The following is a 14,514-nucleotide window of genomic DNA, read 5'->3' on the forward strand; positions in this document are numbered from 1 at the left end:
TCGGAGGTACTCGATGCGGGTGGAAGCACTCATGCCCACCAGGCTGTTACGCGCCGGCTGCCGGAGGGAGGCCCTGTCGGGGCCCGTCTCCGGGCCGATCCGCTTCCACCGGGCGCCACCTAGACTCGGGCGCGTGACCGACAAAGCGCTGGGCAAATTCCTGCGAGCCCGACGGGAGGCGACCGCACCGTCCGAGGCCGGGCCGTCGCTCGGAACGCGCCGCACCCCGGGCTTGCGCCGGTCCGAGCTGGCCGCGCTCGCGGGCATCAGCGTCGAATACCTGACGCGCCTGGAACGCGGCAGCGACCGCAGGCCGTCCGGGCAGGTGCTCGGCTCGCTCGCCGACGCCCTGCACCTCTCGCCCGAGGAGCGCGTGCACCTGCACCGCCTGGTCAAGCTCAGCGACGGAGCGGTGTGCCAGCAGGCGACCGCGCCCGTGCGCTCGTTGCGCCCCACCCTGCGCGCCCTGCTCGACCGGTTGGAGCCCGGTCCCGCGTTCATCGTCGACTCGCAATCCGGCATCCTCGCCCACACCGTGGGATTCCGGCTGCTGGCGATGCCGATCGGCATCCTCGACACCGACCCGCCGAACCTCGCGCGGTTCGTGTTCACCGATGCCAGGGCGCGCACGACGTTCCCGGAGTGGGATCGTGTCGCGTACGAGCAGGCTGCGGCCTTGCGCGCGGCGACCGATCTCGGCGATCGGATGTCGGCAGCGCTGGCCGACGAGCTGTCGGTGACGGCTGGCGCGGAATTCAGCCGCCGATTCGCGAGCGCGGCGACCCTCCCGCCCTCGACCGGCGTCGAACGGTGGGCGCACCCCATCGCCGGAGAGATCCGCCTGGCCTACGAAAGTCTCGCCGTCCCAGGCCCCGACGACCACCGCCTGGTCGTCCACCTCCCAGCCGACGCGGCCACCGCCGAGGCACTCGAAGCCCTGCACGCTGATCACCTGGCTCCGGCAACCGGCTAGCAGACATCGGATATGACCTCGCGGGGATCCCCGGCGGCGTTTTCCAAGCCGTGGCACGGGTTGCGCCCATCGCATGACTACGGCGGCCAGTGAGGGACGGCTGCCTGGAGCACCTGACCGACCGGTTCGCGCTCTCGCCATCGATCTTGGCAATCGGCGCCGCGCGAACGGCCTTGCGGTTTAACGTCTTCGGGTGCACAGGAACGAGGTCAACGGACCGGTACACGGCCATGTGGTGCAAGCGAACTGCATCCAAGGCGGTATTCACGTGCACCAATCGGAGCCCTCGGATGCGCGTCGCCGGCTGCGCGAGGCGTTGCGCGAGGCGACCGTGCCGGTCGGCTCCGGCAGCGGTGTTCGCGTCGCGCCCGGAGTCGTGCTGACCCACGCCGCGCTCGCCGGCGCGGACGCGGAGCCGCTGGGCGGCGGTCTCGCGCTGATCCGGACCGAACCCGACGACCGCCCCTATGCCTGTGCCGCGGTGGGGGCGCCCACCGACGAAGACCGCGTCGTGGTCGAATCGGCTGCCGGGACGCCGGTGCTGGACTGGCGCACCGGCGGCGTGTGCGGAGTGCTGGACGAGGCCGGCGAATTCGTTGCCCTCCTGGCGGTTCTGGAGCTGGCGTCGGCGGCGCGGCTCAACCACGACTGGCTCGACCTGCTCAGCGCCGAGCAGCTCCGAGCGGGCGGGTGGCGGCACCTCGGGCCGCGCCTGCGCCGCTACCTCGGCACGGTCGGCCGCGCGGACCACGAGCACGCGTATTCGCTCGTGAGCCGCCAAGCCCCGCCGCTTTCGAAGATCTACCTCGCCCGCCAGGCCACCCGGCTGGCCGATACCGCCGAGCCGCCGGAACACCTGGAACGCCTGCAGGCGGACCGCCTGCTGGAGCACCATCCGGGCGTTCAGGTGCTGGGCTTTCCGGGCATGGGCAAGTCCAGCCTGGTCCGGCGGCTGGCCGCCGAATCCGCCCGGCGGTGGCTGGCCCAGGGCGACGGCGCGTTCGTGCCGGTGCTGATCCCGGCCGAGGCGCTGACCAGGACGGCGACGCTGCCCGACGCGCTGGCCGACGGCGTCGTGCATGGTTTCAGCCACCAGCTGGACCGGTCGCAGCTGGTGGAGCTCTTCGGCGCCGAGCCGCTGCCCGGCGTTCGCTGGCTCGTGCTGGTCGACGGCCTGGACGAGGTCCTCGATCCGGCCGCGCGCCACGACGTGCTCCGCAAGATCGGCGAGCTGCGCGAGCAGCCGGAGTACTGGGTGCTCATCACCAGCCGGCAGCTGGACCGGCGCGGTTTCCTCGGCCAGATCGACCAGACCCGGTACCCGACCTTCAGCATCGAGCCGTTCACGGACGACGAGCTCCGCGACTTCGCCGCCCGCGTGCTGCGCGAGCGCCAGCACCCGGGTCCGGAGGACGCCGCCGCGGATTTCCTGGCGCGGGTGCACCGGACGAAACTCCGCACGCTCGCCCGCGTTCCGCTGATCTCCACGATGTTGTGCCTGCTGTACGCGGAGAACCCGAACGACGAGCTGCCCGACAACCAGTCCCAGCTGTACGGCCGGTTCGTGTCGTGGCTGAAGACCAAGCTCAAGGAGCTCGACGCCCGGACGCTGCTGCGCAACCGGGTCTACACGCACGGCCCGACCGCCGAGCGAGCGGTGGACGAGCTGGTCGAGAACATCGAGCCGCTGCTGCAGGAAATCGCCTTCGGGCGGCAGAAGCTCGGTGCCGAGCAGCGCGATCTGCCGCTGTTCGAGCACGCGCTCGCCTGGACCGGAGTCGAACGGCCGGCCTCGATGTCTCCGGAGGAGTGGGCGGAGTTGCTCGCCGACGTCCTCCGGATCAGCGGCCTGGTCATCCAGCCGGGGAGTGAATTTCGGTTCCTGCACCAGACCGTCGAGGAATACCTCGCGGCCTGCCACCTCGCCGCCCGCAGCGAGCCCGGCACCTGGTCCGGCCGGCGGCTGCTCGCGCCGCAACCGAGTTGGCCCTGGCCGCACCTGGAGGTCAAGACGTTCCTGGCCGCGCGGTGGGCGGAGGAAGGCGTCGATCTGACGCGCATGCTCCGGAAGCTGCTGCGCTGGGGCCGCTGGCGGAACAACATCGGCTTCCTCGCCGAGCTGGCGCGGCACGGCGTGGTCCTGGACGGCGAACTCGTGGACCAGGCCGTGCGAATCCTGTGCAAGGTCGTCGCGAACCCCAAGAGCGCCAGCCGCGAATGGCAGGACTGCCTGACCTGGCTCGCGGATCTGGACGAAGACCGGGCCGCCACCGAGCTGGAGGCACTGGCAGCCGGGGGCTCCGAGCACCGGCGCTACGAGGCCGTCCGCGAACTCGCCTCGCTCGACAGCGAGCGGGCGCTCCCGAGCATCCGGCAGTTCATCAACGACACCGGGATCAAGACGACGCCCAGGACCGCGTTGGCTCGCCACTTGCGCGATCTGGGCGTTGAGCAGGTGCGTGCGCTGTTCGCCGATGTCGCGGCGGACAGCGACAACGGCGCGCTGCGCGTCGAGGCGGCGGAGATCCTCGTCTCGGTCCTGGGCCAGGACCTCACCGTCCTGGCCCGATTGGCCGGCGACCGCGGACTCGACGACTATGCGCGGCTGGACGCGGGCGAGATCCTGCTCGCACACGACGTCGACCTCGGGCTGAGGGCGCTTGCCGGACTGGTGCGTTCGGCCGTGAAGCCGGGAGTCCGCCGCCGGGCGGTGAGCCTGATCGAAGGCCACGACCCGGGGCGGGCCGAAACCGAGCTCACGGCCCTCGCCGAGTCCGAGAAGGCGCCGATCGCCCGCCGGTTCGACGCCGCGAGACTCCTGGTCCAGGAGCACGGGCGGGACGTCGAACTCGTCCTGGAGATGGCGAAAAGCCGGAATCTCGACCGCGAACTCCGCCTGGCGGCGGCGAAGATGGCCAGGGGCGGCAATCGCGAGGCGGTCGTAGCGCTCGTCCTGGACATCGTGGCCGACTGCGCCGCAACCGACTCGTACCGCCTGGAGGTGCTGGAGTACCTGTCGAGTTTCGACGGCGCCGCCGCGTTCCCGGGCCTCCGCGATTTCGTGCGCACCCCCGGTCAGGCAGATCCCGATCGCTTCCGCGCCGCCGAGATCGCGGCCAAGTCCGCCGGCCCCGCCGCCGCGGAGCTCTACGGCGAGCTGGCCAGGTCGTCCGATGTGGACAGCGGGTTGCGCGTGAAGGCGGCCCGCGCGGCCTTGGCGAAGCATGACACCACGGGTGCGGCCTTGCTCACCGGGATCGTCGAGGATTCCGAAGCCCAGCCGGAGGACCGGCACGAGGCCGCGTTGGCCCTGCTGCGCCACGACGGGGCGAAGGGCGCCGACGCGCTGGTGGTGATCGGCAATGACCGGAGCCTGCCGGGCACGCTCCGGATGAACGCGCTGGAGAAGGCACACTCGGAAAGGCCGAGCGCAGCCCGGAAAGCGTTGGAACGCCTGGCAGAAGACGCGGCGGTCGCAGAATCCATCCGGCTCCAAGCGGCCCAGAAGGTCGGCGACCGGAGGACCTCGGAACGGCTGCTGGCCGCGCTTGCGGCCGGCGCGAAAAGCGATCAGACGCGCTTCGACTCGGCACGCGCGCTCGCCCGAGTCAACCGCAGCAGAGGGCTCGCGGCGCTGCGAGACCTCGAATCGGACTCGCGAATCGGCCGTTCGACCAGGGAAAAGGCCACCAAGGCCGCCGAGCGCCTGGATCGCTGAGGTCAGTCCCGGGCGGCGGTTCGCCGCAGCAGCGCCAGCGTCGATGCCAGCAGCGCCGCCGCCACGACCGCTTGCGCGAACGCGAAAACGCCCCAGGAACCGACGAGCTGGCCGTCGGACCAGAAAGCGCCGCCGAGGTAGGTGAACTGCGGCCCGAGGAGCAGCGAACCGAGCAGGAGCAGCAGTTCCGGGCCGAGGTACGCGGCGACCGTCGCGGCGACGAACGTCCGCTGCGATTCGTCACCGGGCTCGGTCAGCGCGGTGACCGAGCACAGGCCGCCGATGGCCACCACCGGCAGCAGCGCCGCCAACGCACCGACACCGGCCATCACAGTCATGCTGCCGTATTCGTGCGGGATCCCGGCGAAGAGCATGACGAACTGCGCGGCGGCCGCCCCGACCACGACGTAGGCGAGCGGGCGCCGGCTGGGCGGCACGAAGCGCGCCCGCCGCGGCACCGCGTCGAACGGGGCCCACCGCATGACCAGCAGGACGGTGAAGGCGATCACCGCGAAGAACTCCAGCCACACCCACACGTCGGCCTCGGCGTGGATCGAGGCGAGCGCGTCCACGAGGCAGTAGACCGCGTTCGCGACGACCAGCCCCGCGCCGATCACGCTCCGCCCGCCGGGACGCTCCATGAGCACGAGCCCGGCGAAGAGCAGGGCGAACCGGATCAGGAAGTACCCGAGCCCGAGGAAGCTGGACGCGGCGATCATGCCGGTGGACACGAACAACGTGGTCGCCGTGACGGCCGCGGCGGCCGCGAAGAGGACCTTCGAGCTGCGCACCCAGCCAGGCGCCCGGACCCGGCTCCGCCAGTCGCCCTCGACCGGCGGTGGCGCACTGCGCGCCCGGGACCATTCGAGCACCGCCGCCATCCTGGTCGGCAGGTCGCCGACGCCCGGCGGGCCGACCGAATTCCGCAATTCCGCCGCCAGCGCGGACAACGGCGCGCTCGCCGCGCTGGCGGCGACGACGCTCAGCGCGTGCGGCAGCCGCCCGCACAGCTCGACCAGCTCATCGGCAGCCTGCCGCTCGGCCGCCAACCGGTCGTCGCCCAGCCGGCGGGCCAGCAGCTCGCGCGCCTCGTCCGCGCCGAGCGGGTCCAGGGTGATCGAGCGGGCACCTTCGGCGATCAGGCCGGTCAGCTGGTTCCGGCTGGTCACCACGACGAACGCGGCGGAACCGCCGGGCAGCAGCGGGCGCACCTGCTCGGCGTCGCGGACGTCGTCGAGCACCACCAGCACCCGCCGGTCCGCCAGCAGCGTGCGGTACCGGGCGGCCTGCGCCGCCGGGTCCGACGGGATCTTGTCGTCCCCCAGCGCCTCCAGGAAGCTCCGCAACACGTCACCCGGCCGCACCGGCCAGCCGGAAGCGTCGGAACCCCGCATGTTCGCGTACAACTGGCCGTCGGGGAACCGCGCGGCCACCTGGTTCGCCCAGTGCACGGCCAACGCGGTCTTGCCGATGCCCGCCGTCGCCTCGACCGCCGAGATCACCACCACGCGGGCGGATTCCGCCAGCACCGCGTTCAACGCCGCGGTCTCGTCCGCCTGCCCGGAGAACGACGCGACGGCCGGCGGCAGCTGCCGGGGCACCACCGGATCTCGTTGCCGCCCACCGAAGTGGACGCCGCCGTAGACGTTGCCGACCTGAGCGACCGGCCCGTTCACGGTGCCGCTCTGCTCGTTCTTGGTCTCGCCCTCATCGCCCACGAGCCACCCACCCCATCCCACCAGGCCCAATGCGACGTCCCGCCGACGATCTTAGCGCCGCTGCGACGTCCCGAGAGCGGAAATCCCGCACCATGCGGGCGGATCAGCGCCGTGCGGCGACGAATGCCTCGAACTCGGCCCGCTGCTGCGGGGTCATCACGTCCTTGGGGACGACCACGGCCTGCGCCTTGCCGAACATCACGTACCAGGCCTCTGGGGTCTCCACCGCGCGATCGAGCCCCTCCCACCTGCACCGCGACTCGACCAGCGGGTAGGCGACGTGCATCCACTCGTCGTCCAGCGTCAGGCGGTACCCGTGCTGGATGGCGGCGGCCTGGGTGCGCATCCCCACCGCGACCATGATCGGCCCGATCGCGAACACCACCGCCAGCCCGCCGGCGGCGGCCGCGTACCCGACCGCCGAGGAGGTGTCCAGCACGATCAGGACCACGCCGAGGAAGGCGAGCACCCCGCCCAGGATGCGGGTGAGGAGCACGTAAGGACGGGACAGGAACCGGATCGTGCGCCGCAGGCGGTGCACGTCGTGGGGAACCTCAAGGGACATCTGCACCGACGCATCTTAGAGACGGTTTCAGGATCGGCTCGCATGGCGGTGCGGCTAGCGGCCACCCCTGCGGGAATTGCCGTCGCCTTCTCACTCCGGGATCCCCGACTCGTGCATGACCAATCCGCCCGCACCGTCCACAATGTCCTCGCCGCGAACGGAACCGGGCCGCGACCGCTCCCGCCGGACCGGTCTCGGCCGCCGGGCCGTCATCCGGTCTTCACCTTTCGTCCCCTTTCGTCGATCAGGCTGTCGATCACGCACCTCCGATCGGAGCACGATGACCTCGACACGCACCGGGTTCGACCGGCGCACCTTCCTGCAACTCACCGGCGTCGCCTCCGCGACGGTGGCGCTGGGGATCGCGGCGCCCGACGCCGCCGGAGCCACCCCGGGCCGCCCGCTGCGCGACGGCGCCTTCTCCCTCGGCGTCGCCTCCGGCGATCCCCGCCCGGACGGGGTGGTGCTGTGGACCCGGTTGGCACCCGAGCCGCTCGCGGCCGACGGGCACGGCGGGATGCCGTTGCGCCAGGTCCCGGTGCAGTACGAGGTCGCCGAGGACGAGCGGTTCCGCCGGATCGCCCACCGCGGCACGGTCATCGCCTCCCCCGAACTCGCGCACTCCGTGCATCCCGAGGTCCGCGGCCTGCAACCCGGCCGGGAGTACTTCTACCGCTTCCGGGTCGGCGCGCAGCTCAGCCCGGCGGGCCGCACCCGGACGCTGCCGGCGCCTGGCCAGCGCACCGGCTCGTTCAGCTTCGCGACGGGCTCCTGCCAGGCCTGGTACCACGGCCACTTCTCCGCCCACCGGCACCTCGCCGGCGAGGACCTGGACGCGGTGTTCTTCCTCGGCGACTACATCTACGAGTACGGCATCACCGAGAGCAACCTGTGGCGGCGCGGCGCTCCCGCGCTGGGCCCGGAGCACCGCGTCGAGATCGAGACGCTGGAGCAGTACCGGCTGCGCTACGCGCTGCACAAGAGCGACCCGCACCTGCAGGCCGCGCACGCCGCCGCCCCGTGGCTGGTGACCTGGGACGACCACGAGGTGCAGAACGACTACACCGCCGACCGCTCGAAGTACGGCATCTCCCCGGAGCACTTCGAGCACCGTCGCGCGGTGGCCTACCGGGCGTTCTACGAGAACCTGCCGCTGTCGCTGGCGGCCCTGCCCAACGGCCCCGACGGCCGGGTCCACCGGCGGTTCGACGTCGGGTCGCTGGCCCGGATCAACATGCTGGACACCCGCCAGTTCCGCGACTCCCTCGACCTGCCCGCCCAGCAGCGGTCGATGCTGGGCGGCGAGCAGGAGCGGTGGCTCTACGACGGCATGGCCGGATCGCCCGCGACGTGGAACGTGATCGCCAACGGCGTCACCGTCGCGGCGATCACCGAGGACCGCACCGACCAGTGGGACGGCTTCCCCGCCGCGCGGGGCCGGCTGATCGAGGCGATGCAGCGCACCAGCAACCCGGTGGTTCTCACCGGCGACATCCACAAGCACGTCGCCGCCGAGCTCAAGGCCGACTTCGCCGACCCGGCCTCGCGCACCGTCGGGGTGGAGCTGATCTGCACGTCGATCGCCTCCGACGGGGACGGCGCGCCGACCGACAAGTACGCCGCGGACTGGTTGCAGCACCCCTACGTGAAGCTCTACGACGGCCGCCGCGGGTACGTGCACTGCCGGATGACGCCGGAAGAGCTCGTGTCCGAGTTCAAGATCGTCCCGTGGGTGCAGGCGGACGCGACCGCCCCGATCGAGACCGTCGCCCGCTTCAGCACTCCCGCCGGCAGCCCCGGCCTGCACAGGAAGGCCTGACTCCGATGGGCGCACCCTTCCCACCCGCCGTCACCGGCCTGCGCGGCCGGGGAGAGCTCGCCCGGATCGTCGTCGACTGGACGCCGGTTCCGTGGCACACCGTGGTCGACCACTACGCGGTGCACGGCGCACCCGGCTCCGGCGTGCGGATCTCATCGGAGACTCTGCTGGCCAAGACGGTCTACCCGCACTTCGAGCACAAGGGGCTCGGCGGCGCCGCGCAGCGCTGGACGTACCAGGTGGTGACGGTCGGCGCCTCCGGCGCGCGTTCCCGGCCGTCCGCGCCGATCCCGGTCACCAGCCGCGAGTCGGTGAGCGCCTCGGGAATCCCGCTGGCCGTCGTCGGCGACTTCGACGGCAAGGGGCTCGAGTTCGCGCTGTCCCCGGACGGGTACTCGCGGTATCCCGCCACGTTCCCGAACGGCGTCGACTTCCGCCTCGGAACCGGCGACCCGCGCAAGGCCTGGAGCTACCTGCAGCCCGGCCCCGCCGACTCCTGGGCCGGCCGGCGCGACCACCGGTTCCGGCTCCGCTTCGACCTCGCCGCCGCGCCCACCACCGGCGTGGACCTGGCGCTGTGGCTCATCGACAGCCACGCGACGATCCCCGGTTCCGCGGTGCTCGGCATCAACGGGACCACCGTCGACCGGCTGGCCTTCGCGGGCGGCGCGACGAAGGGTTCGACGCTGGGCGACAGCACCGCCGCCGGATCGCCACTGAAGCCGTCCTACCTGGAGCGGCCGCTGCCGGCCGAGCTCTTCCGCGCCGGGGAGAACGTCCTCGAACTGCACAAGGACGAGGGCTCCTGGATCGCCTACGACGCGATCGGGGTGTTCGCCCGGCGCGGCTGATGTCGCAGGCGGCGCCCCGGGGCCACCGCCGCGGGGGCGCCGACGACCGGTTACCGTACGTTGCGGTTCACGCAGGAGACCTGCACCTCAGCGGCGGGATGGTAGCGGTCGAGATGAGCTCGGTTCACGGGGCGTCCCCCGGATTTCGGCCGAACAGTGGCCGCATCGGACACAAACGTCACTTCGGTACCAAACGGACATATTTCACCTTTTCGGGCGTAATTGCACGAAGGCTTGACAACAGAACGTGTTCGCCTTCACTCTTTCGTGCCATGAACCTGTCCGACAGCCGGGCAGCCGGACATGGCATCCGGCGAGTCGGCGCGATGGAGGCAGTCCTCGAGACCCTCCGCGACGCCATCGAACGAGGCGAGTACTCGGTGGGCGACAAGCTGCCCGCCGAGGCCGGCCTCAGCAAGGAGTTCGAGGTCAGCCGGTCGGTCGTGCGGGAGGCCCTGCGCGCCCTGCAGGCCCTCGGGCTCACGGCGTCGAAGACCGGCAAGGGCACGTTCGTGGTGTCGAACCGGCCGGTCGAGAACCCCGTGTTCGGCCACTACTCGGCGCGCGACCTCCTCGAAGCGCGCCGGCACGTCGAGGTCCCGGCCGCGGGCTACGCCGCGCGCCGGCACACCTCGGACCACCTGGACACGCTCACCGAACTGGTGGAGCGGATGGAGCAGGAGACCGACAACACCGCCTGGGTGGCGCTGGACTCGCTGTTCCACATCACGATCGCCCAGGCATCGGGCAACCCGGTCTTCGCGAAGGTCATCGAGGAGATCCGGGACGCGCTGGCCAGGCAGTCGACGCTGCTGAACCAGCTCGGTGACCGGCGCCCGGCGTCGAACGTCGAGCACCGGCTGCTCCTGGAAGCGATCGGCGGCCGCGACGAGATCGCCGCGGCCGAGGCGATGACCCATCACCTGACCCACGTCGAAAGCACGCTCAGCAACATCGTCGGGGCCGCCGCTACCGCGGTGCCCGCAGCTGATGAGAACGGGGATAGCTGAATCCAATGACCGACCAGACCCTGCAGCCGTCGCAGCGTGGCGACGGCCCGGCCGACGCCGGCGACGCTGGTTACAGCAAGTCGCTGAAAGCGCGGCACATCAACATGATCGCCATCGGCGGCGCGATCGGCACCGGACTGTTCCTCGGCGCCGGTGGCCGGCTCGCGCAGGCCGGCCCGTCGCTGGCGATCGCCTACGCGGTGTGCGGGTTGTTCGCGTTCTTCGTCGTGCGCTCGCTCGGCGAGCTGATCCTGCACCGGCCCTCCTCCGGCTCCTTCGTCTCCTACGCCCGCGAGTTCATGGGTGAGAAGGGCGCCTACACGGCGGGCTGGATGCACTTCCTGAACTGGTCCACCACGGGCATCGCCGACATCACGGCGATCGCGCTGTACGTGCACTACTGGTCGGCGTTCACCCCGATCCCGCAGTGGGTGCTGGCGCTCATCGCGCTGGCGATCGTGCTGACCCTGAACCTGGTGTCGGTCAAGCTGTTCGGCGAGCTGGAGTTCTGGTTCGCCATCATCAAGGTCGCCGCGCTGGTGCTGTTCATGTTCGTCGGGATCTTCCTGCTGGTCACCCAGCACCCGATCGACGGCAACCTGCCCGGCCCGCAGCTGATCACCGACAACGGCGGGATCTTCCCGGCCGGCGTGATCCCGCTGGTCCTGATCATGCAGGGCGTGGTCTTCGCCTACGCCTCCGTCGAGCTCGTCGGCGTCGCCGCCGGTGAGACCGAGAACCCCGAGAAGATCATGCCGAAGGCGATCAACTCGATCATGTGGCGGATCGGCCTGTTCTACGTCGGCTCGGTCGTGCTGCTGGCGATGCTCATGCCGTGGGGCGCCTACAGCAAGAGCGAGAGCCCGTTCGTCACCGTGCTCTCGCACATCGGCGTGCCCTACGCCGGCGACGTGATGAACCTGGTGGTGCTCACCGCCGCGATGTCCAGCCTGAACTCGGGCCTGTACTCCACCGGCCGCATCCTGCGGTCGATGTCGATGGCCGGTTCCGCGCCGAAGTTCACCGCCGTGATGAACAAGAGCCAGGTGCCCTACGGCGGCATCCTGCTGACCGCCGCCGTCTGCGTGGTCGGCGTCGGGCTGAACTACGTGGTGCCCGCCGAGGCGTTCGAGATCGTGCTGAACTTCGCCTCCATCGGCATCCTCGCCACCTGGGCCATCATCGTGGTCTGCCACCTGCTGTTCGTCCGCAAGGCGCAGCGCGGCGAGGTGACCCGGCCGAGCTACCGGCTGCCGTTCTCGCCGTACACCGAGATCGTCACGCTCGTGTTCCTCGCGTCGGTGGTGGTCCTGATGGCCTTCGACGAGATCGGCCGGATCACGCTGATGGCCCTGCCGGTGATCATCATCGCGCTGGTCATCGGCTGGTTCCGGGTCCGCGGCAAGATCGACACCTCGGTGCTCGAAAAGGCCGACGCATGACCCGCACCCCGCCGGTCGGCGTTCCCGCGCACGTGCCGCTGGTGCACGTGCTGCGGGACGGCCTCGTCGAGAGCGTCCACCACGGCTCGGTCGTGGTGGTCGCTCCCGACGGCTCGATCCTGTTCCAGGCCGGCGACGCCGAAACGGCCTGCTACCCGCGTTCGGCGGCCAAGCCGATGCAGGCGGTCGCCATGGTCCGGCTCGGCCTGTCGCTTCCGCCGGACCTATTGGCGCTCACGGCCGCCAGCCACTCCGGCGAGCAGGTCCACCTCGCCGGCGCGCTGCGGGTCCTGGAGTCGGGCGGGTCTACCGAGGCCGACCTGGGCAACCCGGCCGACCTGCCCTTCGACCCGGCCGAGCGGGAGGCCTGGATCGCCGCGGGCCGCCCGGCGAGCAGGCTGGCGCACAACTGCTCGGGCAAGCACGCGTCGATGCTGCACGTCAGCCGACGGCAGGGCTGGTCCACATCGGACTACCTGGATCCGGCGCACCCGCTGCAGCGCGAGATCGCGTCCACAGTGGAGGAGCTGACCGGGCAGCGGATCGCCAACGTGGCCGTCGACGGCTGCGGCGCGCCGCTGTTCGCGGTCTCGCTGCGCGGCCTGGCCACCGCGGCCGGGCGCATCGCCAGCGCGCCGGCCGACAGCCCGGAAGGCGCCGTCGCGCACGCGTTCCGGGCACACCCGGAGATGGTGGCCGGTTCCCGCCGGGACACCACGGCGCTGATGGCGGCGGTGCCCGGCCTGATCGCCAAGGACGGCTTCGAAGCGGTGCAGATCGCCGCGCTGCCCGACGGCACCGCGATCGCCCTCAAGATCGCCGACGGCTCCGACCGCGCTCGCCTCCCGGCGACCATCGCGGCGCTGGAGATCGCGGGCGTCGACCCGGGCCTGCTGGCCCGGTTCACCAGCGACGGCCTGACCGTCACCGACGCCCTGAAGAACTGACACCGCAAAAGGGGTGTGCCCGCCGGAGATCCCGGCGGGCACACCCCTTTTGCGGTCCGCAGTGGTCGAAGCTCAGCGGCGTTCGGCGTAGACGCGGCTCGCGTGTTCCACCAGGGCGATCAGGACTTCCTTCGCCGACTCGCGTTCCCGGGCGTCGCAGAGGACGACCGGCGTGCCCGGGTCCAGGTCGAGCGCCGCGGCGACCTCCTCCACCCCGAAGCGCCGCGAGCCCGTGAACTGGTTGACCGCCACGATGAACGGGATCTCGCGGCGCTCGAAGTAGTCCACCGACGCGAAGCAGTCCGGCAGGCGGCGGGTGTCCGCGAGCACGACGGCGCCGAGCGCGCCCTGCGCGATGTCGTCCCAGAAGAACCAGAAGCGGTCCTGCCCCGGCGTGCCGAACAGGTACAGCGCGAACTCGTCGCGCAGCGTGATGCGGCCGAAGTCCATCGCCACGGTCGTGGTGGTCTTCTGCTCCACCCCGGCCGTGGAGTCCACGCCGACGCCGGCCTCGGTGAGGCGCTCCTCGGTGTGCAGCGGCCGGATCTCGCTGACCGCGCCCACCATCGTCGTCTTGCCGACGCCGAACCCGCCGGCGATCAGGATCTTCAACGCGGTGACGGGCCCGCCGATCCGGTGGTCAGAGCGCGCGGAGGCCATTGATCACTTCCCTCAGTACGTCTTCGCTCGGCAGTTCGCGCGCCGGCGTGGGGCGTTCGATGCGGACGTGCCCGGCGTCGAGCAGATCTGCCAGCAGCACCCGGACGACGCTCAGCGGCAGGTTCGACCGGGCCGCGATCTCCGCCACCGACACCCGCCTGCCCCGGCAGAGGCCGAGGATTCCGGCCTGTTCCGGGGTGAGCGTCAGGTCGTGCTCGGGTGCGGTGGCGGCCACCACGAGCGTGATGATGTCCAGCGCGCCGCGGCCCGGCCGGGCGCGGCCGCCGGTCATCGCGTACAGCCGCACCATCGGCCCCGCGTCGTCGTCGTACCAGTTCTGGTGGGGCCCGTTCACGACCCGCACCCCGATGCCGTCATCGGTCACCCCCGGCTTGGCCGGGCGAGCGGTCCGCGGCGTGCATGTGCTCGCCGACCTGGTTGATCAGCCGCGCCATCTCGTAGGCGACGAAACCGATGTCGGCGCCCGCGTCGGCGAACACCGTGAGGCAGGTGCCGCCGCCGGCGGCCACGACGAACAGGAAGCCGCCGTCCAGCTCGATCATCGTCTGCCGGACGGAGCCGGCGTCGAAGTGCCTGCCGGTGCCCTTCGCGAGGCTGTGCAGCGCCGAGGCGACCGCGGCGAGGTGCTCGCCGTCCTCGTCGCGGACCCCCGATGACACGGCCATGGCCAGGCCGTCGTTGGACAGCAGCAGCGCGAGTCTGACTCGCGGCACGTTGTGGACCAGCTCGTCCAGGAGCCAACTCAGCTCCCCGGATCGTTCGGTCGTGCCAAACATGGATGCTCCTCGTC

At 71.3% G+C, this 14,514-nt stretch carries 12 protein-coding genes; 7 read left to right on the forward strand and 5 right to left on the reverse strand.

What is annotated here, in order from left to right; genetic code table 11:
- Positions 1-133: 133 nt before the first annotated feature.
- A complete protein-coding gene (locus AB0H93_RS00885; protein WP_358565328.1) occupies positions 134-973 on the forward strand; it encodes a helix-turn-helix transcriptional regulator in 840 nt (279 codons plus the stop codon).
- A 268-nt stretch (positions 974-1,241) separates the two neighbouring features.
- Positions 1,242-4,691: an NACHT domain-containing protein gene (locus tag AB0H93_RS00890; RefSeq protein ID WP_358565331.1), complete on the forward strand. Its 3,450-nt coding sequence runs from the start codon at positions 1,242-1,244 to the stop codon at positions 4,689-4,691.
- Positions 4,692-4,693: 2 nt separating this feature from the next.
- Here AB0H93_RS00890 and AB0H93_RS00895 read toward each other — a convergent pair whose 3' ends face one another.
- Together AB0H93_RS00895 and AB0H93_RS00900 are read right to left on the reverse strand one after the other, a co-directional pair.
- Positions 4,694-6,409 (reverse strand): NB-ARC domain-containing protein, encoded by a 1,716-nt coding sequence (locus tag AB0H93_RS00895; protein ID WP_358565334.1) that lies wholly within the window; start codon positions 6,407-6,409, stop codon positions 4,694-4,696.
- A gap of 103 nt (positions 6,410-6,512) precedes the next feature.
- Entirely contained in the window at positions 6,513-6,974 is a 462-nt protein-coding gene (locus tag AB0H93_RS00900; RefSeq protein WP_358566855.1) for a YcxB family protein, read from the reverse strand.
- Between the two features lie 280 nt (positions 6,975-7,254).
- Between AB0H93_RS00900 and AB0H93_RS00905 the strand changes: the two genes are divergently transcribed.
- The 5 genes from AB0H93_RS00905 to AB0H93_RS00925 all read left to right on the forward strand — a co-directional run bounded on the left by AB0H93_RS00905 (position 7,255) and on the right by AB0H93_RS00925 (position 13,043).
- Positions 7,255-8,793 (forward strand): alkaline phosphatase D family protein, encoded by a 1,539-nt coding sequence (locus AB0H93_RS00905; RefSeq protein WP_358565336.1) that lies wholly within the window; start codon positions 7,255-7,257, stop codon positions 8,791-8,793.
- A 5-nt stretch (positions 8,794-8,798) separates the two neighbouring features.
- Positions 8,799-9,644 (forward strand): polysaccharide lyase family protein, encoded by an 846-nt coding sequence (locus AB0H93_RS00910; RefSeq protein WP_358565339.1) that lies wholly within the window; start codon positions 8,799-8,801, stop codon positions 9,642-9,644.
- 326 nt (positions 9,645-9,970) lie between these two features.
- Positions 9,971-10,654 carry a FadR/GntR family transcriptional regulator gene (locus tag AB0H93_RS00915; protein ID WP_358566858.1) on the forward strand — a complete coding sequence of 228 codons (684 nt, stop codon included), beginning with the start codon at positions 9,971-9,973 and terminating at the stop codon, positions 10,652-10,654.
- 5 nt (positions 10,655-10,659) lie between these two features.
- On the forward strand, positions 10,660-12,096 hold the full coding sequence (locus tag AB0H93_RS00920) for an amino acid permease (protein WP_358565342.1): 1,437 nt from the start codon (positions 10,660-10,662) through the stop codon (positions 12,094-12,096).
- Positions 12,093-13,043, forward strand: a complete 951-nt coding sequence (locus AB0H93_RS00925) for an asparaginase (protein ID WP_358565344.1) — start codon at positions 12,093-12,095, stop codon at positions 13,041-13,043. The genes AB0H93_RS00920 and AB0H93_RS00925 overlap by 4 nt, the downstream gene beginning before the upstream one ends.
- Before the next feature lie 72 nt (positions 13,044-13,115).
- Here AB0H93_RS00925 and AB0H93_RS00930 read toward each other — a convergent pair whose 3' ends face one another.
- Genes AB0H93_RS00930 through AB0H93_RS00940 form a run of 3 tightly spaced genes read right to left on the reverse strand, consistent with a single transcriptional unit; the run spans position 13,116 to position 14,500 of the window.
- Positions 13,116-13,703, reverse strand: coding sequence for an ATP/GTP-binding protein (locus tag AB0H93_RS00930; RefSeq protein ID WP_132479932.1), 588 nt, complete (start codon positions 13,701-13,703; stop codon positions 13,116-13,118).
- Complete coding sequence (locus AB0H93_RS00935; protein WP_358565347.1) at positions 13,684-14,058, reverse strand: DUF742 domain-containing protein; 375 nt, start codon at positions 14,056-14,058, stop codon at positions 13,684-13,686. Before AB0H93_RS00935 ends, AB0H93_RS00930 begins: the two co-directional genes overlap by 20 nt.
- 19 nt (positions 14,059-14,077) lie before the next feature.
- Positions 14,078-14,500: a roadblock/LC7 domain-containing protein gene (locus AB0H93_RS00940; RefSeq protein WP_358565350.1), complete on the reverse strand. Its 423-nt coding sequence runs from the start codon at positions 14,498-14,500 to the stop codon at positions 14,078-14,080.
- Positions 14,501-14,514 lie beyond the last annotated feature (14 nt).

It is taken from the genome of Saccharopolyspora sp. NPDC050642 (assembly GCF_040654735.1).
In the GTDB taxonomy this organism is placed as follows: Bacteria; Actinomycetota; Actinomycetes; order Mycobacteriales; family Pseudonocardiaceae; genus Saccharopolyspora; species Saccharopolyspora elongata.

Bases quoted from the DNA above. Each gene is read 5' to 3' on its own strand.
- AB0H93_RS00910 (WP_358565339.1), top strand. From the start codon at position 8,799: ATGGGCGCACCCTTCCCACCCGCCGTCACCGGCCTGCGCGGCCGGGGA.
- AB0H93_RS00920 (WP_358565342.1), top strand. From the start codon at position 10,660: ATGACCGACCAGACCCTGCAGCCGTCGCAGCGTGGCGACGGCCCGGCC.
- AB0H93_RS00940 (WP_358565350.1), bottom strand. From the start codon at position 14,500: ATGTTTGGCACGACCGAACGATCCGGGGAGCTGAGTTGGCTCCTGGAC.
- AB0H93_RS00905 (WP_358565336.1), top strand. From the start codon at position 7,255: ATGACCTCGACACGCACCGGGTTCGACCGGCGCACCTTCCTGCAACTC.
- AB0H93_RS00900 (WP_358566855.1), bottom strand. From the start codon at position 6,974: ATGTCCCTTGAGGTTCCCCACGACGTGCACCGCCTGCGGCGCACGATC.
- AB0H93_RS00915 (WP_358566858.1), top strand. From the start codon at position 9,971: ATGGAGGCAGTCCTCGAGACCCTCCGCGACGCCATCGAACGAGGCGAG.
- AB0H93_RS00925 (WP_358565344.1), top strand. From the start codon at position 12,093: ATGACCCGCACCCCGCCGGTCGGCGTTCCCGCGCACGTGCCGCTGGTG.
- AB0H93_RS00930 (WP_132479932.1), bottom strand. From the start codon at position 13,703: ATGGCCTCCGCGCGCTCTGACCACCGGATCGGCGGGCCCGTCACCGCG.